Below are 19,299 nucleotides of genomic sequence, written 5' to 3' on the forward strand. Positions count from 1 at the left end.
CGTGGACGACCTCGTCCCCGAGGGAGCGGAGGGCTCCGCGCACCTCGCGGGCGTCCCCGACGAGTTCCAGCGGCTGTGGACCCCGCATCGGATGGTCTACATCCAGAAGGGGCAGCCCGGCGCCGACGACTGCCCGTTCTGCGTCGCCCCGACGCTGAGCGACGAGGAGGCGCTGATCGTCGCCCGCGGCGAGCACGCGTACGTGCTGCTCAACCTCTTCCCGTACAACTCCGGCCACCTGCTCGTCTGCCCGTACCGGCACATCCCGCTCTACGACGAGGCCACCCCGGAAGAAGTGGCCGAGATCGGCGCGCTCACGCAGACCGCGATGCGCGTGATCCGCGAGGTGTCGAACAACGACGGCTTCAACCTCGGGATGAACCAGGGCGCGGTCGCCGGAGCCGGGATCGCCGCGCATCTGCACCAGCACGTGGTTCCGCGCTGGGCGACCGACGCGAACTTCTTCCCGATCATCGCCCGGACGAAGGCGCTCCCGCAGCTGCTGGGCGACGTCCGCGCCAGCATCGCCGCCGCCTGGCCGGCCGAGTAGTCGGGGTCCGCGCAGGCGGATCTCGGTAGACTGGACGGCGCTGTCGGCGGCACACGCGGCAGCGCATCCGGCTCGAGACGCCGCCCGGCCGTCGGCCCGAGACAGAGCCCAGCCGTCGGCGGGCGACAGAGCCCAGCCGTCGGCTGGAGACACAGCAGAGAAACAGGACCCGCGATCATGACCGACACCACCACTTCCTCCTCCTCCGCCGCGTCCGAGCAGTTCGGCTCGAGCCGCGTCAAGCGCGGTCTCGCCGAGATGCTCAAGGGCGGCGTGATCATGGACGTCGTCACGGCCGAGCAGGCCCGCATCGCCGAGGACGCCGGCGCCGTCGCCGTCATGGCGCTCGAGCGCGTCCCGGCCGACATCCGCTCGCAGGGCGGTGTCGCTCGGATGAGCGACCCCGACCTGATCGACGCGATCGTCTCGTCCGTCTCGATCCCCGTCATGGCCAAGGCCCGCATCGGCCACTTCGTCGAGGCGCAGGTGCTCTCCGAGCTGGGCGTCGACTACATCGACGAGTCCGAGGTCCTCTCGCCGGCCGACTACGTGAACCACATCGACAAGTGGAAGTTCACCGTCCCCTTCGTCTGCGGAGCGACGAACCTGGGCGAGGCGCTGCGCCGCATCACCGAGGGCGCGGCGATGATCCGCTCGAAGGGCGAGGCCGGCACCGGCGACGTCTCCGAGGCGACCAAGCACATCCGCACCATCTCGGCCGAGGTGAACCGGCTCAAGGCGATGACCAAGGACGAGCTGTACGTCGCGGCCAAGGAGCTGCAGGCCCCCTACGACCTCGTCGCCGAGATCGCGCAGACCGGCAAGCTGCCCGTCGTCCTCTTCACCGCTGGCGGCGTGGCCACTCCGGCCGACGCGGCGCTGATGATGCAGCTGGGCGCCGACGGCGTCTTCGTCGGCTCGGGCATCTTCAAGTCGGGCGACCCGGCCAAGCGCGCCGCGGCGATCGTCAAGGCGACCACGTTCTACGACGACGCGAAGGTCATCGCGGAGGCGTCCCGCGGACTCGGCGAGGCGATGGTCGGCATCAACGTGTCCGACGTCCCGGCCCCGCACCGCCTCTCCGAGCGTGGCTGGTAGCACCGGGCCCCGCGTCGCGGGGGAGGGCGAGACGCGCGAGTCCCTCGAGGGGCTCCGGGTCGGCGTCCTCGCGCTCCAGGGCGACTTCCGCGAGCACGCGGCCGTGCTGCGCGAGCTCGGCGCGGAGGTGGTGCTCGTGCGCCGTCCCGCCGAGCTCGCCTCCGTCGCCGGCCTCGTCATCCCCGGCGGGGAGTCGACGGTCATGGACAAGCTGTCGCGCCTGTTCGGCCTCGCCGAGCCGATCGGCGAGGCGATCGAGGCGGGCCTGCCCGTCTACGGGACCTGCGCCGGTCTGATCATGCTCGCCGACCGGGTCCTCGACCGCATCGAGGGCCAGCACAGCTTCGGCGGCCTCGACGTGACCGTGCGCCGCAACGCCTTCGGCAATCAGCTCGACTCCTTCGAGACCGACCTGGACGTGCCGGTCATCGGCGACCCTCCCGTGCACGCGGTCTTCATTCGCGCGCCCATCGTGGAGGAGCTGGGGGAGCGGGCGACCGCCCTCGCCGCGATCGCCGACGGCCGGGTCGTCGCGGTCGAGCAGGGCAACCTGATGGGCACGTCGTTCCACCCGGAGATCACGGGCGACTACCGCTTCCACGAGCTGTTCCTGCGGAAGGTCGCGGCCACGCGCTTCGGAGCCTGACCGTCGCCGTCCGCACGGGGGTGGACCCTGTCGGTGGTGCGGGGCACAGTAGGGCCATGCCCGAACTCCCCGAAGTGCAGGCGCTCGCACGGGATCTCGACGGCCGACTCGGCGGTCACGTCCTCGAACGGCTCGACGTGTTCGCGATCTCGGCGCTGAAGACCGTCGCGATCCCGCCCTCCTCCCTCGCCGGGCAGCCGGTGCACGGAGTCGAGCGGCACGGCAAGTTCCTCGACTTCGCGGTCGGCGACGCGCACGTGCTCCTGCACCTGGCCCGCGCGGGCTGGGTGCGCTGGCGACCGGAGCGGCCCACCGCGCCGGTGAAGCCCGGCCGGGGTCCGCTCGCGGCCCGGTTCGTCCTCGAGGACGGCTCCGGCATCGACGTGACCGAGGCCGGCACGAAGAAGAGCCTCGCCCTCTCGATCGTCGCCGATCCGCGCGACGTCGACCGCGTCGCCCGGCTCGGGCCCGATCCGCTGGACCCCGCCTTCACCCGCGAGATCCTCGGCGCGATCCTCGCCACCGCGGGCCGTGCCCAGCTGAAGGGCGTGCTGCGCGACCAGTCCCGGATCGCCGGCATCGGCAACGCCTACTCCGACGAGATCCTGCACGTCGCACGGATGTCGCCCTTCAAGCCCGCGACGCTCAGCGACGAGGAGCTCGACCGCCTCTACTCGGCCCTGCGCTACACCCTCGAGGAGGCACTCGGCCGCGCAGAGGGGCTGCACGCCGCCGACCTCAAGAAGGAGAAGAAGCTCGGCATGCGCGTGCACGGCCGCACCGGCGAGCCGTGTCCCGTCTGCGGCGACACCGTCCGCCAGGTGATCTTCGCCGACTCCACCCTCCAGTACTGCCCCACCTGCCAGACGAACGGGAAGCCCCTCGCGGATCGTGTCCTCTCGCGGTTGCTGAAGTAGCCGGCTGCGCCGGCCACTTCAGCAACCGCGTCCGAGCCGGTCCCTGCCCGGCTCGGCGCAGTCGGCTCCCCGAGGTGGGCGCGCGGGAGGAGCGTCCTGCGAACGCCTACGGCGATTCGCTGGCACGCGAATCGCCGGTTCGGCTCGTGGGTCGTCGCCGATCCGGCTCCTCCGAGACCGGGAGTGCGCCCCACCCTGCTGGTCGAGTAGGCGCGGAGCGCCGTATCGAGACCCACCCTCACTGATCGTGCGGCAGCGGCCGCCTCCGGTGCCAGCGCGGCGCGGGGAAGAGACGGATCTTCTGGGAGACGTGGGTCTCGATGCGCCCCTTCGGGGCTACTCGACCAGCAAGGCGGCGGCGGTCTCCTCCACAGAGGCCCACCTTCACCGATCGCGCGGGAGCCGATCCCGCGTCCTTCCTTCCGGCATCCCACCCCCGCTGCTTCAGGGCACCCACTGCTGGTCGAGTAGGCGCGCAGCGCCGTATCGAGACCCGCACCCCCGGACCTGCGGCAGCTCCCTGTCCTGCCTTGCGGTTCAGCCCCTCCCGGCGAGCCACAGCTGTGTCGCTCCACGAGGCGAACCGGCGATCCGCGTGTCAGCGGATCGGCGTCGCCAGACGCAGGACGCTCCACGTGGCGCACCATTTCGGGAAGCCGACTGCGCGGAGCCGGGCGAGGACCGGCTCCACATGAGCGCCGCGACCGCGCGGAGCCGGGCAGGGACCGGCTCCGAATCAGCGCAGCCCGCTCTCAATTAGACTGATCCAGCTATCAGCGGCGCCTCCGGGGGTCGCATACGACGATTTTCCGAGGGAGCACCGTGTCCGGGCATTCCAAGTGGGCCACGACCAAGCACCAGAAGGCGATCAAGGACTCGCGTCGCGCGAAGTCGTTCGCCAAGCTGATCAAGAACATCGAGGTCGCCGCCAAGATCGGCGGAGCCGACCTCTCCGGCAACCCGACGCTCGTCGACGCCGTGCAGAAGGCGAAGAAGACGTCGGTCCCGAACGACAACATCGACCGCGCGATCAAGCGCGGCGCCGGCCTCACCGGCGAGGTCATCGACTACACGACGATCATGTACGAGGCGTACGGCCCGAACGGCATCGCCCTGCTGGTCGAGTGCCTCACCGACAACAAGAACCGCGCCGCGGCCGACGTCCGCACCGCCATGACCCGCAACGGCGGCACCATGGCCGACCCGGGCAGCGTGGCGTACAACTTCGCGCGCAAGGGCGTCATCAGCGTGCCCCACGGCGAGAGCGTCACCGAGGACGACGTCCTCGGTGCGGTCCTCGACTTCGGCGTCGACGACGTCCTCGACCACGGCGAGAGCTTCGAGGTCCGCGTCGAGCCGAGCGAGCTCGTGCCGGCCCGGTCGGCGCTGCAGGAGGCGGGCATCGACTACGACTCCGCCGACGTCGAGTTCGTCGCGTCCCTCCAGGTCGAGGCCGACGCCGAGACCGCGCGCAAGGTGTTCCGGCTGATCGACGCGCTCGAGGACTCGGACGACGTGCAGAACGTCTACACGAACCTCGACATCACCGCCGAGGTGCGCGCCGAGCTCGAGAACGAGGAGTGACCCGGTGACCCCGGGTCGTCCGGGCGGCGCGCGCTGATGCGCGTCCTCGGGATCGATCCGGGGCTCACCCGGTGCGGGGTCGGCATCGTCGACGTCGCCCGCGACCGTCGCGCCACGCTGGTGCACGTCAGCGTGCTGCGCACTCCGGTCGACGACCCGCTCGAGCGGCGCCTGCTCGCGCTGGGCGACGGCATCGAGGCGCTCCTCGACGAGCACCGCCCCGACGCCGTCGCGATCGAACGGGTCTTCGCGCAGAACAACGTGCGCACCGTCATGGGCATCGCGCAGATCAGCGGAGTCGCGCTCGTCGCGGCCGCACGCCGCTCCCTCCCGGTCGGCATGCACACGCCGAGCGAGGTGAAGGCCGCGGTGACGGGCTACGGAGCCGCCGACAAGCGGCAGGTGACCGCGATGATCCAGCGCGTCCTGCGCCTGGACGCGCCTCCGACCCCGGCCGATGCGGCCGATGCGCTCGCGCTCGCGGTCTGCCACGCGTGGCGGGCCCCGCTCGCCTCCGGGCCGTCGTCCGCGGCCGAGGGGGAGACGCCGGCCCAGCGCGCGTGGCGCGCCGCGGAGGCCTCCACTCGAACGCCTGTTCGAGCATCTAGACTGACGCGGTGATCTCCTCCCTCCGCGGCACCGTCCTCTCCGCCCGCGGGAGTCTCGCCGTCATCGACGTCCACGGCGTCGGCTACGCGGTCAACGTGACTCCGCAGCACGCGCTCGAGATGCGCGTCGGCGACGAGACGACGGTCACGACCACGCTCATCGTCCGCGAGGACTCGCTCACCCTCTACGGCTTCCCCGACGAGGAGCAGCTCGAGATCTTCGAGCTCCTCATCGCGGTGACCGGGGTCGGCCCCAAGTCCGCCCTCGGAGTCCTCGGCGCCGTCGAGCCCGAGCGCATCGCGCAGGCCGTCGCCGACGAGGACGACGCCGTGTTCCGCAAGGTGTCGGGCATCGGCCCCAAGACCGCGAAGCTCATCATCCTGTCGCTCGCGGGCAAGCTCGCGGTGCGCCCGCGCGCCGCCCGCGGCTCCGGTCCGGGAGCGACCGCCGCGCAGAGCGTGCTGTCGGCGCTCGTCGGCCTCGGCTGGCCCGAGCGGATCGCCGCCGAGGTGGTCGACGAGATCCTCCTCGACGCCCAGGCGTCCGATGCCGCGAACGTGCAGGCGCTCCTGCGCCTCGCGCTCGCCCGACTCGGTCCGGCGGCCCGCTCGTGAGCGGCGACGGCCTGCTCGGCCCCGAGGTCGTCTCCGAGGCCGAGATCGCCTTCGAGGGCGCACTGCGGCCCAAGAGCCTGCGCGAGTTCGTCGGGCAGCGCAAGGTCCGCGGGCAGCTCGAGCTGCTGCTCAAAGCGGCGGCGATGCAGGCGCGCACGCCCGATCACATCCTGCTCGCGGGGCCTCCCGGCCTCGGCAAGACCACTCTCGCGATGATCGTCGCCGAGGAGAGCTCGTCGCCGCTGCGCCTGTCGAGCGGTCCGGCGATCCAGCACGCCGGCGACCTCGCCGCCGTCCTGTCGTCCCTCCTGCCCGGCGAGATCCTCTTCATCGACGAGATCCACCGCATGGCCCGCTCCGCCGAGGAGATGCTGTACCTCGCGATGGAGGACTTCCGGATCGACATCATGGTCGGCAAGGGCGCCGGAGCGACGTCGGTGCCGCTGGACCTCGCCCCCTTCACCCTGGTCGGCGCGACGACCCGGTCGGGACTGCTCCCGAACCCGCTCCGCGACCGCTTCGGATTCACGGCGCACCTCGAGTTCTACGCGGAGGACGAGCTCCGCCAGGTCCTGGCCCGCGCCGCCGGGCTGCTCGAGCTCGACATCGACGCCGCGGCGATCGCCGAGATCGCCGGGCGCTGCCGGGGCACGCCCCGCATCGCGAACCGGCTGCTTCGGCGCGTGCGCGACTTCGCCCTCGTGCACGGCGGCCGCGCGGACGTCACGGCCGTCCGGGCCGCGCTCGATCTGTACGACGTCGACGCGCTGGGCCTGGACCGCCTCGATCGGGCCGTCATGGAGATCGTGCTGACCCGGTTCGACGGGGGTCCCGTCGGCCTCAACACCCTCGCCGTCTCGGTGGGGGAGGAGGCCGAGACCGTCGAGGCGGTGGTCGAGCCCTTCCTCGTGCGGATCGGACTGCTGACCCGCACCCCGCGGGGACGCGTCGCCACTCCCGCGGCCTGGCGCCATTTCGGGCTCGACCCCCGCGGGGCCGCCGCATCCCAGCAGTCGCTCTTCGGGGATGACCTATAATCTTCAAGGCCCGACGGGCCGCTCGATCCCGCGCATCCGGCTGAGACGCCGCGCGGGCTCGCCACCCACTCCGGAAGGCTCACCCATGGATCCGACGATCATCCTGCTCGTCCTGCTGCTCGCCGTGATGATCATCTTCATGTTCCGCAACAACAAGAAGCGCCAGCGCGATGCGGAGAACATGAAGAACAACCTGGTTCCGGGGGTCGAGCTGATGACCGGCTCCGGCCTCTTCGGCACCGTCGTCTCGATCGACGACGACGCCAACAAGATCGTCATCGAGTCCACGCCCGGCACGCTGCTGACGATCCACCGCCAGGCCATCGCGCGCCTGATCGACCCGAGCGAGAACGAGGTCGTCGTCGACGAGGACGAGTCCGCCGCCGTCGACGGCACCGCTCCCGCGTTCGGCGAGCGCGACGCCGCGCACCAGGCCGACCCGCTGGTCGACCCGGTCGAGCGCGACCGCAAGCCCGACGCGCAGTAGTCTCCTCGGCGGGCACGGGCGCGCCAGCGCCCTGCCCGCCCCTCGTCCCTCCGGGTCCGCCCCGGCACGTCATCGTCGACCGAAGAGAAAGCTGAGCCCTGGGTGGCCGCATCAACCCCCGTCCGGAAGGCCCGGCGCTCTCTGAGCTGGCTCGGTGTCCTGATCCTCGCTCTCGTCGGTCTGAACACCGCCGCTGTCCTCTGGGGCGGCGGATCCTGGACTCCGAAGCTCGCTCTCGATCTCGAGGGCGGCACGCAGATCGTGCTCCAGCCCCAGCTGAACGACGGCGACACGGTCTCGTCGGAGCAGCTGACCCAGGCCGTCTCGATCATCCGCCAGCGCATCGACGCGTCCGGCGTCTCCGAGGCCGAGATCACGACGCAGGGCTCGAGCAACATCGTCGTCTCCATCCCGGGCACGCCCGATGACGAGACCCTGCAGCGCATCGAGCGTCGGCGAAGCTCGACTTCCGCCCGGTCCTCGTCGGCAGCCAGGCCACCAACACCGCGGTCGGAGGCGACGCCACGTCGTCGCCGACGCCCACGCCGGTCGACCCCGCCCTCGCGACGGAGCCCACCGCGGAGCCGACGGACGCCAGCGACCTGGCGTACATCACCCCGGCGCTCGAGGCCCAGTACACGGCCTTCGACTGCGCGTTCCTGAACAGCCAGGACCCCAACCTCGCCCCCGCGGACCAGCCGCTGATCACCTGCGACGACACGGGGACGGTCAAGTACATCCTCGGCCCGGTCGAGGTGACCGGCGAGGACATCGCCGACGCCTCCAACGGCCTCGTCACGACGCAGTCGGGGGCCAGCACCGGCACCTGGGCCGTGAACCTCTCGTTCGACGACGCCGGCACCACCGCCTTCTCGGACGTCACGACCCGCCTCGTCGCCCTGCAGGGCGCGCAGAACCAGTTCGCGATCGTGCTCGACGGACGCGTGATCTCGGCGCCGTCCACGAACGCCGCGATCACCGACGGCAACGCGCAGATCACGGGCTCCTTCACCCAGGAGTCGTCGAAGACGCTCGCGGACCAGCTCAAGTACGGCGCCCTGCCGATCGGCTTCGAGGTGCAGAGCTCGGACAGCATCTCGGCCACCCTCGGCACCGCGCAGCTCGCGAGCGGTCTGCTCGCCGGCCTGATCGGACTGATCCTCGTCGTCGTGTACTCGCTCGCCCAGTACCGGGTGCTCGGAGCGGTCACGATCGCCTCGCTGATCGTCGCCGCCGTCGTCACGTACCTCGTCGTGACGCTCCTCTCGTGGCGGGAGGGACTGCGCCTCTCGCTCGCGGGAGTCGCGGGTCTGATCGTCGCGATCGGCATCACGGCCGACTCGTTCATCGTCTACTTCGAGCGGATCCGCGACGAGCTGCGCGACGGTCGCGGTCTGGAGTCGGCGGTCGAGGCCGGGTGGCGGCGCGCGCTGCGCACCATCTTCGCCTCCGACATGGTGAACCTGCTCGCGGCGGTGGTGCTGTTCATCCTCGCCGTCGGCAGCGTCCGCGGCTTCGCCTTCACCCTCGGCATCACGACGCTGATCGACCTCGTCGTCGTGATCCTCTTCACGCACCCGATGCTGCAGCTGCTCGCGACGACGAGGTTCTTCTCGGACGGGCACAAGCTCTCCGGGCTCGATCCCCGGGCTCTGGGCGCCGTCTACCGGGGCCGCGCCGCGTTCCGCCCGCAGGACGCCGTCGTCGCCGGAAAGGGCTCCTCCGCCGCCCGCGAGGCCGCGAAGCGCCAGACCATCGCCGAGCGCAAGGCCGCCGAGGCGGCGCGCACTCCCGGCTCCTCCGACTCGACCAAGGACGCGTGATGGCCAGCTTCTCGCAGTTCGGCAACGACCTCTACACCGGCAAGCGCTCGATCGACTTCGTCGGACGGCGCCGCACCTGGTACCTGATCTCCCTCGCCCTGATCCTGATCACGGTGCTCGGAACCGTCGCCCGCGGCGGCTTCAACTTCAGCATCGAGTTCACCGGCGGGTCCGAGTTCACGGTGTCCTCGCCGTCGGACCTCGACCAGGCGACGGCGACCGACGCGGTCACCGCGGTCTCGCCCGAGACCGTGCCGCGCGTCTCGGTCGTCGGAGAGACTCCATCCGCGTGCAGACGGACCAGCTCTCGACGGACGAGTCGACCGCGGTCCGCAACTCCCTCGCAGAGGCCTACGACGTCCCCACCGACCAGGTCGCGTCCTCCTTCATCGGAGCGTCCTGGGGCAACGACGTCACGCAGCAGGCCCTGCGGGCTCTGATCATCTTCGTGCTGCTGGCCTCGCTCGCCATGTGGGCCTACTTCCGCACCTGGAAGATGTCGCTCGCCGCGATCGTCGCCCTGGTGCACGACCTCGTGATCGTGGCCGGCGTCTACGGCATCACCGGCACGGAGGTGTCGCCCGCCGCGGTCATCGGCCTCCTGACGATCCTCGGCTACTCGCTCTACGACACCGTGGTGGTCTTCGACAAGATCCGCGAGAACACGGCCGAGTCGCTCACCAGCACGACGAGGACGTTCGCCGAGACGGTGAACCTCGCCGAGAACCAGACTCTGGTCCGCTCCATCAACACATCGATCGTGGCGGCGCTGCCGGTCGGCGCGATCCTGGTGATCGGCGCCTTCGTCCTCGGGGCGGGAACGCTCCGCGACATCTCGCTCGCCCTGCTCATCGGCATCATCGTCGGCACGTACTCGACGATCTTCGTCGCGGCGCCCTTCTACGCGCAGCTGCGCGGTCGAGAGGTGGACGTCGCCCGCAACGACAAGCGCGTCGAGGCGGCACGCCTGAAGGCGGGCTCGCCCGCCGTCGAGCAGAGCGCGTAGGGGGAGCGATGACCGAGTTCTCGCAGGTCTCCGCGGTCGACGCCGTCGGACTCGTCGCGCGCGACGAGGTGTGGCTCCTCGATGTCCGGGAGCCGCACGAGTGGGCGCTCGGCCACGCCGCCGCCGCCCACCACATCCCGATGAACCAGATCGGCGCACGGCAGGACGAGCTGCCCGCCGAGGCGCCGATCCTGGTCGTCTGCCACTCGGGAGTCCGCTCGGCGATGGTCGTGCAGGCTCTCGAGGGGGCGGGCTACGAGGCGGCCAACGTCGACGCCGGCATGACCGCGTGGGCGGCCGCCGGGGGAGACGTCGTCGACGACGAGGGGCGCCCCGGCCGCATCGACTGACGGCTCCGGGGTTCGCCCCGGGCGGATCGGTCGGCGGCGCGTTCCGCAGGCGCGATAATGGGGCGATGGAGATGCCCGCGTGACGGAAACCACGACCACGTCGTCGACCGCTGCCCTGCGCAGACTGGTCCCCCGGATCTTCTCGCGCGCGCAGCCCTCCGGTGCGGTCGACACCCTCGTGCGCACGGTGCGGATGCACCACCCCAAGAGCGACATCGCCCTCATCGAGCGCGCGTACTCGGTCGCCGAGCGGGCCCACTCGGGGCAGAAGCGCCGCAGCGGCGAGCCGTACATCACCCATCCGCTCGCGGTCGCGCAGATCCTCGCCGATCTCGGCATCGGCTCGAAGACCATCGCGGCGGCCCTCCTGCACGACACGGTCGAGGACACTGACTACAAGCTCGACGAGCTCCGCGCCGACTTCGGCGACGAGGTCGCCATGCTGGTCGACGGCGTCACGAAGCTCGACAAGGTCAAGTACGGCGACAGCGCTCAGGCCGAGACGGTCCGCAAGATGATCGTGGCGATGTCGAAGGACATCCGCGTCCTGATCATCAAGCTGGCCGACCGCCTGCACAACGCGCGGACCTGGGGCTTCGTGCCCGCCGAGTCCGCCGCCCGCAAGGCGACGGAGACGCTCGAGATCTACGCGCCCCTCGCGCACCGCCTCGGCATCCAGGCGATCAAGTGGGAGCTCGAGGACCTGTCGTTCGCGGTGCTCTACCCCAAGATCTACAACGAGATCGAGAGCCTCGTGAAGCGCCGGACGCCTCAGCGCGAGGAGTTCGTGCAGAGCGTCATCGACCTGATCGGCGAGGACCTGCGGGCCGGCAAGATCCGCGGCCGCGTCGTCGGGCGTCCGAAGCAGTACTACTCGATCTACCAGAAGATGGTCGTCCGAGGCCGCGAGTTCGACGAGATCTACGACCTCGTCGGCATCCGCGTGCTCGTGAACTCCGTCCGCGACTGCTACGCGGTGCTGGGCTCGATCCACGCGCGCTGGACGCCGATGCCCGGCCGGTTCAAGGACTACATCGCGACCCCGAAGTTCAACCTCTACCAGTCGCTGCACACGACCGTCGTCGGGCCCAAGGGCCGGGCGGTCGAGATCCAGATCCGCACGAACGAGATGCACCAGCACGCCGAGTTCGGCATCGCCGCGCACTGGAAGTACAAGGAGCAGATGGCGACGGGCAAGGTGCCCACGTCCGGCTCGAACGACACCGACCTCGCCTGGCTGGCGCACCTCTCGGACTGGCAGTCCGAGACGACCGACCCGAACGAGTTCCTCGACTCCCTCCGCTTCGAGATCGGAGCGAAGGAGGTCTACGTCTTCACTCCGAAGGGTCGCGTCATCGGCCTGCCGACCGGAGCGACCCCCGTCGACTTCGCCTACGCCGTGCACACCGAGGTCGGCCACCGCACGATGGGCGCCAAGGTCAACGGCCGTCTGGTGCCGCTCGAGTCCTCGCTGACCACCGGCGACGTCGTCGAGGTGTTCACCTCGAAGAACCCCGACAGCGGCCCCAGCCAGGACTGGCTGAACTTCGTGCAGAGCCCGCGGGCCCGCAACAAGATCCGCCAGTGGTTCACGAAGGAGCGCCGCGACGAGGCGATCGAGCAGGGCAAGGACTCCATCGCCCGCGCGATGCGCAAGCAGAACCTGCCGCTGCAGAAGCTGATGAGCCAGGACACCTTCACCGAGGTGGCCAGCCAGCTGCGCTACAACGACGTGGAGGCGCTCTACGCCGCCGTCGGCGAGGGCCACGTGTCGACGCAGTCGGTGCTCGAGAAGGTCGTCGCGTCGATCCAGGGCGATCCGGAGTCGGACGAGAACGAGGTCACGCTGCCGCGCTCCCCGCGACCGCGGAGCCGCAGCAGCGAGTCGGGCGTCCTGGTCAAGGGAGCGCCGGACATCCTGGTCAAGCTCGCGAAGTGCTGCACCCCGGTCCCGGGCGATCAGATCGTCGGCTTCGTCACGCGCGGAGCCGGGGTCTCGGTGCACCAGGCCAACTGCCACAACGTGCAGGAGCTCCTGAAGGAGCCCGAGCGGATCGTGGACGTGGAGTGGGCGCCGTCCTCCAAGAGCATCTTCCTGGTGCAGATCCAGGTCGAGGCGCTGGACCGCTCCGGTCTGCTGAGCGATGTCACGCGCGTGCTCTCGGAGCACCACGTCAACATCCTCTCGGCGACGGTGTCGACCTCCAGCGACCGGCTCGCGATCAGCCGCTTCGTCTTCGAGATGGGCGACACCACCCACCTCGACCGCGTGCTGAACGCCGTCCGGCGCATCGACGCCGTCTACGACGTGTACCGGGTCAACGCGGGCTGAGAGGCCCTGACGGCGGCCGCGCGCTCAGCGCGGCCGTCAGCCGGCGCTCGGCGATGCGGCGTCCTGCTACGGCGCTCCCCGCCGCCTCGAGTGCGGCGAGGACGTCCTCCAGAGCGGTGACGGTCGTCAGCGCGAGCGACCGGAGCAGGGAGTCGTCGCAGGCGTCCGGGACGCGGGTCAGGTCGATCAGGGTGCGCACCGGAGTCGTGACCGGGCAGCCGCCGATCGAGACGACGTCCGCGGCGGGCAGCCGGACCTCGTGGAAGCGCACGCGGGCACGAGGCTGCGGCCGGAGGCGATGCTCCCGGTCGATCGAGGCGCTGTGCAGCGCGGGCGGCTCGGTCATCGCTCCGTGCACCCACGCGGCGCTCGAGCGGTCGGCGACGGTGCCCCGCGGCAGGACCGCGAGCAGAGCCGCGCCCCGCTCCGCCGCTCCGGTCGGCAGATCGCAGAGCACGAAGCCCTCGTCGAGCGCGCGGAGCTCGCCGTCGAGGCGGGCGGCGCACAGCTCGGCGAGCGGGAGGTGTCCGGGGAGCAGAACGGAGGGGAGGCGCGTCATCCCTCGAGAGTGGACGACGCGCCTCCCCTCCGGAGGCGTTCGCGCCGATCTGTGGAGGGATCGGCGCAGGGGAGGGAGGACCCTCCGATCAGCCCAGGGCGTCCAGCCACACCTTGCGGGCGTCGAGCGCCTCCTGCGCCTGGGCGATGGCGGCGCGGTCGCCGCGGGCCTTCGCCTCGTCGAGCTCGTCCTGCAGTTTCTGGATCGCCGAGGTGAGCTGCGACGCGAGGCCCTCGGAGCGGGCCTTGCGCTCGGGATTGCTGCGGTTCCAGTGCTCCTCGTCGAGCTTGCGCACGTGAGCCTCGACCTTGCGGAGCCGATCCTCGATGGTGCGGACCTGCTCGCGGGGCACGCGGCCCACCTCGTCCCAGCGCTCCTGGATGGAGAGGAGGGCGCGCTTGGCCTTCTCGCGGTCCTGCTCCTGCAGGAGCGGCTCGGCCTCCTCGAGGAGGGCGAGCTTGCGATCGAGGTTCTCGGTGTACTCGACGCTCTCCTGCGCGACGATCTCGGCCTTCGCGCCGTAGATCGCATCGCCGGCCGCCTTGAACCGGGCCCAGAGGGCGTCGTCGAACCGCTTGCCGGCGCGACCGGCGACCCGCCAGCTCTCGAGGAGGGTGCGGTACTCCGGGATCGCGTCGGCGCCGCGCGGCACGAGCGCCTCGGCCTGGTCGATCAGCGACTGCTTCGCCGCCTTCGCCTCTCGGTGCGCGGAGTCGAGGTCGGCGAAGAACGCCTTGCGGTTCTGCTCGATCGTGGTGCGGGCCCCGCGGAAGCGGCGCCAGAGCTCGTTGGCCTCGTTCTTGGGGAGGCGCGGACCCTGCTGCTGGTGGCTCTGCCAGCGGGCGAACAGATCGTCGATCGCCGCGCTCGCCTGCTTCCACTGCGTCTTGGCGGGATCCACGGCCGCGAGGGCCTCGGCCTCGGCCACGATCGCCTCGCGGTACGCGAGTGCCTCGGCCAGCACGGCCTTCGACTCGGCGGCCTGCTGCTCGGTGAGGTCCTCGACCGATCCGCTCAGGGCGCTGACGCGGGTCTGCAGGGCCTCGAGATCGCCGACGGCGTGCGCCTCGGCGATCGCCGCGGTCAGCGACTGCACCGTCCGGGCGACGTCGGCGGCGGGGGCCCCGCGCTTCGCCCGCTGCTCGAGCAGGGAGACCTGCCCGGCCAGCTCGGTGTACTTGCGCTCGTAGTAGGCGAGCGCCTCCTCGGGGGTGGCATCGGGGTACTGGCCGACCTCGCGCTCACCGTCTCCGACTCGGACGTAGACCGTCCCGTCGTCGTCGACTCGTCCCCACGGCTGCTGGTCACTCATCGCTCGGAGCCTCACCTTGCTGTTCGATGTCGTGCTGTTCGATGTCCGTCGCGTCGGGTGGCCGATCGGGCTCGACGGCCGGTAGGCCGGGTACCGCGCTCGGCCGCGAACGGGCAGTGACGATCAGCCTATTGCACGGGGGCGCCCCCGGCTCCTGCCCCGCGGGCGACGGCCGGTCGCAGCGCGTCTACTGGAGCGAGACGGAGGTGATCGCGACCGGCTCGGCGGGCGCGCCGTCGGCGGATCCGTCGGCCGTGCCCTTCGCGACGACGTCCGCCACGAGGGCGTCGAGCCCGGAGGTCACCTGACCGATCACGGTGTAGCCGCCGGCGGCGTCGGCGGGGAGCGTGGTGTCCTCGTAGACGACGAAGAACTGGCTGCCCTGGCTGTAGCCGTTTCCGGACTGCCGCGCCATCGCGATGGTCCCGGCCGGGTACAGCCCGTCCTCCGGGGCGTTCTCGACCGGGCCGTAGCTGTAGCCCGGTCCGCCGGTGCCGTCGCCGTCGGGGTCGCCGCACTGGAGGACGAACAGGCCCTCGGTGGTCAGGCGGTGGCAGGAGACGCGTCGTAGAAGCCGGACTGCGCCAGGGAGAGGAAGGAGGAGACGGCCTGCGGGGCCGCGGCGCCCGCGAGCGTGATCCCCAGCGGATCGGCGTTGATCGTCATCTCGCCGGTCCAGTCGCGGCCCTGGGCGAGGTCAGCCGAGGGCACGTCGCCCGTGTTCTCGCCGGTGGGGGCGGGTGTCCGAGCGGCGCTCGCGCTCGAGGACGGCTCGGCGACGGGGGTGCCCGGTCCGCCCGAGAAGTAGAGGAGCTGGGCGAGGACGGCGAGGGCGATCACGACGACCCCGGCCACCGCGGCGATCACGTTGTCGCGTCGGCGGCGCCTCGCCCGCGTGCGGTGCAGGGTCTGGCGGGCCTGGTAGGCCCGGAGCCGGGTGCGCGCCTCGCGATCGTTCGACTTTCCCTGGGCCACGTGTTCCTCCGACGTCTCCGGTCGCGCCCCGGCGGCGCGGCGCTCCGCGCGCAGGCGCAGACCGAGAGGAGCCTACGAGAATCGGCGCAGCGACTCCACACGGCGCTCCGCCCGTGCCGGGGCCCGTGTCGGAGCCCCTGGTTACGCTGGTGCGCATGACCATGCAGCAGGCAGGACTCCGCTCGGGGGCGACTCCGCTCGCCGTGCGGATGCGCCCGCGCAGCCTCGACGAGGTCGCCGGGCAGCGCCACCTGCTGACGCGGGGCTCGCCCCTCGTCGCCCTCGCCGCCGACACGACGGGGGAGCGCGGCGCCGTGTCGGTCATCCTGTGGGGCCCGCCCGGCACCGGCAAGACGACGCTCGCCCAGGCCGTCGCGCACTCCAGCGGCCGCCGCTTCGTCGAGCTCTCGGCGGTCACGGCCGGAGTGAAGGACGTGCGGCAGGTGATGGAGGAGGCGCTCTCGACGCGCGATCTCTACGGCACCTCGACCGTGCTGTTCCTCGACGAGATCCACCGCTTCACCAAGGCGCAGCAGGACGCGCTGCTGCCGGGAGTCGAGAACGGCTGGGTCATCCTGATCGCCGCGACGACCGAGAACCCGTCCTTCTCGGTGATCGCGCCCCTGCTGTCGCGCTCGCTCCTGCTCACCCTCGAGCCGCTGAGCGACGACGACCTCGGGATCCTGGTCGATCGCGCCCTCGTCGACGAGCGCGGGCTCCGCGGAACCGTCGCCCTCGATCCCGAGGCGCGGGCGAGCATCGTCCGGCTGGCCTCGGGCGACGCGCGCCGGGCGCTGACGGCGCTCGAGGCGGCGGCGACGTCCGCGCGCTCGGACGCGAGGGAGGCGGACCGGGCCGCGCGCGCGTCCGACTCCGAGGACGAGGACGACGAGGACGACGACGCCGCCGCCCCGGTCGAGGAGGACGCCCCCGCCCAGGAGCCCGAGCTCCCGCTCATCACCACCGAGGTCGTGGCGCGCGCGGTCGACCGGGCGCTCCTGCGCTACGACCGCAACGGCGACGAGCACTACGACGTCATCAGCGCGTTCATCAAGTCGATCCGCGGCTCCGACGTCGATGCGGCACTGCACTACCTCGCCCGGATGATCGAGGCGGGGGAGGATCCGCGGTTCATCGCGCGCCGCATCATCGTGTCGGCCTCGGAGGACATCGGCATGGCCGATCCGCAGGCGCTGGTCATCGCGGTGGCGGCCGCGGACGCCGTCCAGCTCATCGGCATGCCGGAGGGGCGGATCCCGCTCGCGCAGGCCGTCGTCCACCTCGCGACCGCTCCCAAGTCGAACGCCTCCTACACGGCGCTGGACGCGGCCATCGCCGACGTGCGCGCGGGCAGGGCGGGCCGGGTGCCGCCGCACCTGCGCGACGCGCACTACCCGGGCGCCAAGCGCCTCGGCCACGGGAAGGGCTACCGCTACCCGCACGACGCCGAGCTGGGAGTCCTGCAGCAGCAGTACCTGCCGGACTCGCTCGACGGCGCCCGGTACTACGAGCCGACCGAGCACGGCAACGAGCGCGACGTCTCGGCGCGGCTGTCGAAGCTGATGAGGATCATCCGGGGCTCGTGAGTCGTCGGGCGGAGGCCCATCCGGGCCGAGGGATGCGGCTCGTCCGTGATAGTCTTCTCCGGTTGCCCACCGCTCTGTAGCCGAGCGGAGCAGCGCATCCCTCTGAATCGCGCAGCTCGTCACCGCGGTCACCCTTCCGCGCGCACCCGCGAGCGGACACGACCACGGCGCCCGTGCTCCACCCGGAGCCCGTCGGCGAGAGCTGCGACCGAACCTCTCAGACCTTGGAAGGACCACAGTGTCGACCACCTCACGTTCACGCTCGAAGACGCGCCTCTCGCGCGCCCTCGGCATCCCGCTGACCCCGAAGGCCGCCCGCTACCTCGAGAAGCGTCCCTACGCTCCCGGTGAGCACGGCCGCTCGAAGCGCAAGGCCGACTCCGACTACGCGGTCCGCCTGCGTGAGAAGCAGCGTCTGCGCGCCCAGTACGGCATCCGCGAGAAGCAGCTCCGCATCGCCTTCGGCGAGGCCCGCCGCACCCAGGGCCTGACCGGTGAGAACCTGGTCGAGCTCCTCGAGATGCGCCTCGACGCCCTCGTCCTCCGCTCCGGCTTCGCCCGCACCACCGCGCAGGCCCGCCAGTTCGTGACCCACCGTCACATCCTCGTCGACGGCAAGATCGTCGACCGTCCCTCCTTCCGCGTGAAGCCGGGCCAGGTCATCCACGTCAAGCAGCGTTCCGAGGGCACCGAGCCCTTCCAGGTCGCCGCCGCCGGTGGACACGTCGATGTGCTCCCCAAGACCCCGGGCTACCTCGAGGTCGAGATCGACAAGCTCCAGGCGACGCTGCTGCGCCGTCCGAAGCGCGCCGAGGTCCCCGTGACCTGCGAGGTCCAGCTGGTCGTCGAGTACTACGCCGCCCGCTGATCCACTCCTGACCCGGTCGCTCGACCGACGTCCCAGAAGGCCCCGGCTCACCGCCGGGGCCTTCTGCCGTCCCCGGGACGCCGCGCCCGCCGCCCGCGGCCTGCCGCGGCGCCTGCCGACTCCGCCCGCGCCTCGTCGCTAGGCTGGAGTGCCGCATCGGGCGGCGCCGAACGGAGGTCACCGTGTCCGGTGGAGACATCGCAGGACTCATCGCCGCGGGAGTGTTCGCGATCCTGGTCGCGATCGCCGCGATCCCGCTCTGGAAGCTCGGTCGCGTCTTCGACAGCACCAGCGAGGCGATCAAGCAGGCCAGCGACGGCCTCACCCCGATCCTCGACGAGTCGGCCTCCACGCTCCGCGAGGCGAACCAGCAGCTCGCCCGCGTCGACACGATCACCAAGGACGTGGCCGAGGTCACGGGGAACGTGAACGCCCTCGTCGCCCTCACGGCGGCGACCATCGGCGGGCCGCTGATCAAGCTCGCCGGCTTCACGGCCGGCGTCCGCGCGGTGCTGGTGGCCGGGCGGACGGCCGACAAGGTCGGGGAGGCCGCCGGGAGGACCGCGGCGAAGCGCTCCAAGCCCGCCCGCAGGTCCTCCTCCCGGTAGCCGCAGGCTCGCGCCCTAGAATCGATCCGGTCGTCGCGCACCGCCGCGCCGTCCGTCACCCACCGCCGCGGAAGGAACCACCGTGAAGAACCTCGTCCTGGTCGTCGTCGGGATCGGCCTCGGCTTCGCGCTCGCGCACCAGGCCGCCCGCACCACCGCCGGCGCCCGCCTCTTCGAGGACATCAACCGGAAGGCGAAGGAGCTCGGCGACGCCGTCGCCGAGGGCTACCACCAGCGGGAGGCCGAGTTGAAGGCCGCCATCGGCGAGGGCTGACCCCGCCCGCACTCCCGGCCGTCCGGCCACTCCCGCGTCGACACCGACCGAACACGTAACGGAA

General features: G+C 71.5%; 19 protein-coding genes and 2 pseudogenes. 17 read left to right on the forward strand and 4 right to left on the reverse strand.

Going from position 1 to position 19,299, the window contains the following annotated elements; all coding sequences use genetic code 11:
• The first annotated feature begins 1 nt into the window (after window position 1).
• The 13 genes and pseudogenes from B0T42_RS02835 (at window position 2) to B0T42_RS02895 (ending at window position 13,053) form a co-directional block, all read left to right on the forward strand.
• A complete protein-coding gene (locus B0T42_RS02835; protein WP_446737350.1) occupies window positions 2-550 on the forward strand; it encodes an HIT family protein in 549 nt (182 codons plus the stop codon).
• Between the two features lie 177 nt (window positions 551-727).
• Window positions 728-1,648 carry a pyridoxal 5'-phosphate synthase lyase subunit PdxS gene (pdxS, locus tag B0T42_RS02840; RefSeq protein WP_077221870.1) on the forward strand — a complete coding sequence of 307 codons (921 nt, stop codon included), beginning with the start codon at window positions 728-730 and terminating at the stop codon, window positions 1,646-1,648.
• A gap of 103 nt (window positions 1,649-1,751) precedes the next feature.
• A complete protein-coding gene (pdxT, locus tag B0T42_RS02845; RefSeq protein ID WP_236720081.1) occupies window positions 1,752-2,294 on the forward strand; it encodes a pyridoxal 5'-phosphate synthase glutaminase subunit PdxT in 543 nt (180 codons plus the stop codon).
• A gap of 56 nt (window positions 2,295-2,350) precedes the next feature.
• A complete protein-coding gene (locus B0T42_RS02850; protein ID WP_077221871.1) occupies window positions 2,351-3,211 on the forward strand; it encodes an Fpg/Nei family DNA glycosylase in 861 nt (286 codons plus the stop codon).
• A gap of 822 nt (window positions 3,212-4,033) precedes the next feature.
• On the forward strand, window positions 4,034-4,795 hold the full coding sequence (locus tag B0T42_RS02855; protein WP_055791739.1) for a YebC/PmpR family DNA-binding transcriptional regulator: 762 nt from the start codon (window positions 4,034-4,036) through the stop codon (window positions 4,793-4,795).
• 36 nt (window positions 4,796-4,831) lie between these two features.
• Entirely contained in the window at window positions 4,832-5,416 is a 585-nt protein-coding gene (gene ruvC, locus B0T42_RS02860; protein ID WP_077221872.1) for a crossover junction endodeoxyribonuclease RuvC, read from the forward strand.
• Window positions 5,413-6,018 (forward strand): Holliday junction branch migration protein RuvA, encoded by a 606-nt coding sequence (gene ruvA, locus B0T42_RS02865; protein ID WP_056867234.1) that lies wholly within the window; start codon window positions 5,413-5,415, stop codon window positions 6,016-6,018. The genes ruvC and ruvA overlap by 4 nt, the downstream gene beginning before the upstream one ends.
• Window positions 6,015-7,055 (forward strand): Holliday junction branch migration DNA helicase RuvB, encoded by a 1,041-nt coding sequence (gene ruvB / locus B0T42_RS02870; protein ID WP_077221873.1) that lies wholly within the window; start codon window positions 6,015-6,017, stop codon window positions 7,053-7,055. Before ruvA ends, ruvB begins: the two co-directional genes overlap by 4 nt.
• A gap of 85 nt (window positions 7,056-7,140) precedes the next feature.
• Entirely contained in the window at window positions 7,141-7,542 is a 402-nt protein-coding gene (gene yajC / locus B0T42_RS02875; protein WP_158078023.1) for a preprotein translocase subunit YajC, read from the forward strand.
• A gap of 102 nt (window positions 7,543-7,644) precedes the next feature.
• Window positions 7,645-9,365 (forward strand): annotated as a pseudogene (secD, locus tag B0T42_RS02880) (protein translocase subunit SecD).
• Window positions 9,365-10,371: pseudogene (gene secF / locus B0T42_RS02885) on the forward strand (protein translocase subunit SecF). Before secD ends, secF begins: the two co-directional pseudogenes overlap by 1 nt.
• An 8-nt stretch (window positions 10,372-10,379) precedes the next feature.
• Window positions 10,380-10,721 (forward strand): rhodanese-like domain-containing protein, encoded by a 342-nt coding sequence (locus B0T42_RS02890; RefSeq protein WP_077221875.1) that lies wholly within the window; start codon window positions 10,380-10,382, stop codon window positions 10,719-10,721.
• A 79-nt stretch (window positions 10,722-10,800) separates the two neighbouring features.
• Window positions 10,801-13,053, forward strand: coding sequence for a RelA/SpoT family protein (locus tag B0T42_RS02895; protein ID WP_055791761.1), 2,253 nt, complete (start codon window positions 10,801-10,803; stop codon window positions 13,051-13,053).
• Here B0T42_RS02895 and B0T42_RS02900 read toward each other — a convergent pair.
• From B0T42_RS02900 to B0T42_RS22190, 4 genes are all read right to left on the reverse strand, one after another.
• Window positions 13,040-13,612 carry a type IV toxin-antitoxin system AbiEi family antitoxin gene (locus B0T42_RS02900; protein ID WP_077221876.1) on the reverse strand — a complete coding sequence of 191 codons (573 nt, stop codon included), beginning with the start codon at window positions 13,610-13,612 and terminating at the stop codon, window positions 13,040-13,042. The genes B0T42_RS02895 and B0T42_RS02900 overlap by 14 nt on opposite strands.
• A gap of 88 nt (window positions 13,613-13,700) precedes the next feature.
• Complete coding sequence (locus tag B0T42_RS02905) at window positions 13,701-14,924, reverse strand: DUF349 domain-containing protein (RefSeq protein WP_077221877.1); 1,224 nt, start codon at window positions 14,922-14,924, stop codon at window positions 13,701-13,703.
• Window positions 14,925-15,111: 187 nt separating this feature from the next.
• The gene (locus tag B0T42_RS22185) at window positions 15,112-15,471 is read right to left on the reverse strand and encodes a peptidylprolyl isomerase (protein ID WP_342418197.1); all 360 of its coding nucleotides are present in this window, start codon (window positions 15,469-15,471) and stop codon (window positions 15,112-15,114) included.
• The gene (locus tag B0T42_RS22190; RefSeq protein ID WP_342418195.1) at window positions 15,468-15,899 is read right to left on the reverse strand and encodes a hypothetical protein; all 432 of its coding nucleotides are present in this window, start codon (window positions 15,897-15,899) and stop codon (window positions 15,468-15,470) included. The genes B0T42_RS22185 and B0T42_RS22190 overlap by 4 nt, the downstream gene beginning before the upstream one ends.
• Before the next feature lie 155 nt (window positions 15,900-16,054).
• Between B0T42_RS22190 and B0T42_RS02915 the strand changes: the two genes are divergently transcribed.
• The 4 genes from B0T42_RS02915 (at window position 16,055) to B0T42_RS02930 (ending at window position 19,235) form a co-directional block, all read left to right on the forward strand.
• Entirely contained in the window at window positions 16,055-17,485 is a 1,431-nt protein-coding gene (locus B0T42_RS02915; protein WP_083741859.1) for a replication-associated recombination protein A, read from the forward strand.
• A 238-nt stretch (window positions 17,486-17,723) separates the two neighbouring features.
• Entirely contained in the window at window positions 17,724-18,353 is a 630-nt protein-coding gene (rpsD, locus tag B0T42_RS02920; protein ID WP_077221878.1) for a 30S ribosomal protein S4, read from the forward strand.
• Window positions 18,354-18,535: 182 nt separating this feature from the next.
• Window positions 18,536-18,961, forward strand: coding sequence for a DUF948 domain-containing protein (locus tag B0T42_RS02925; RefSeq protein ID WP_077221879.1), 426 nt, complete (start codon window positions 18,536-18,538; stop codon window positions 18,959-18,961).
• A gap of 82 nt (window positions 18,962-19,043) precedes the next feature.
• Window positions 19,044-19,235: a hypothetical protein gene (locus B0T42_RS02930; RefSeq protein WP_077221880.1), complete on the forward strand. Its 192-nt coding sequence runs from the start codon at window positions 19,044-19,046 to the stop codon at window positions 19,233-19,235.
• Window positions 19,236-19,299: the final 64 nt, after the last annotated feature.

Source organism: Rathayibacter rhapontici (genome assembly GCF_001995175.1).
In the GTDB taxonomy this organism is placed as follows: domain Bacteria; phylum Actinomycetota; class Actinomycetes; order Actinomycetales; family Microbacteriaceae; genus Rathayibacter.

Coding starts and splice junctions, on each gene's coding strand:
- pdxS (WP_077221870.1), top strand. CDS start 728: ATGACCGACACCACCACTTCCTCCTCCTCCGCCGCGTCCGAGCAGTTC.
- B0T42_RS02850 (WP_077221871.1), top strand. CDS start 2,351: ATGCCCGAACTCCCCGAAGTGCAGGCGCTCGCACGGGATCTCGACGGC.
- ruvC (WP_077221872.1), top strand. CDS start 4,832: ATGCGCGTCCTCGGGATCGATCCGGGGCTCACCCGGTGCGGGGTCGGC.
- yajC (WP_158078023.1), top strand. CDS start 7,141: ATGGATCCGACGATCATCCTGCTCGTCCTGCTGCTCGCCGTGATGATC.
- B0T42_RS02890 (WP_077221875.1), top strand. CDS start 10,380: ATGACCGAGTTCTCGCAGGTCTCCGCGGTCGACGCCGTCGGACTCGTC.
- B0T42_RS02900 (WP_077221876.1), bottom strand. CDS start 13,612: ATGACGCGCCTCCCCTCCGTTCTGCTCCCCGGACACCTCCCGCTCGCC.
- B0T42_RS02905 (WP_077221877.1), bottom strand. CDS start 14,924: ATGAGTGACCAGCAGCCGTGGGGACGAGTCGACGACGACGGGACGGTC.
- B0T42_RS02915 (WP_083741859.1), top strand. CDS start 16,055: ATGACCATGCAGCAGGCAGGACTCCGCTCGGGGGCGACTCCGCTCGCC.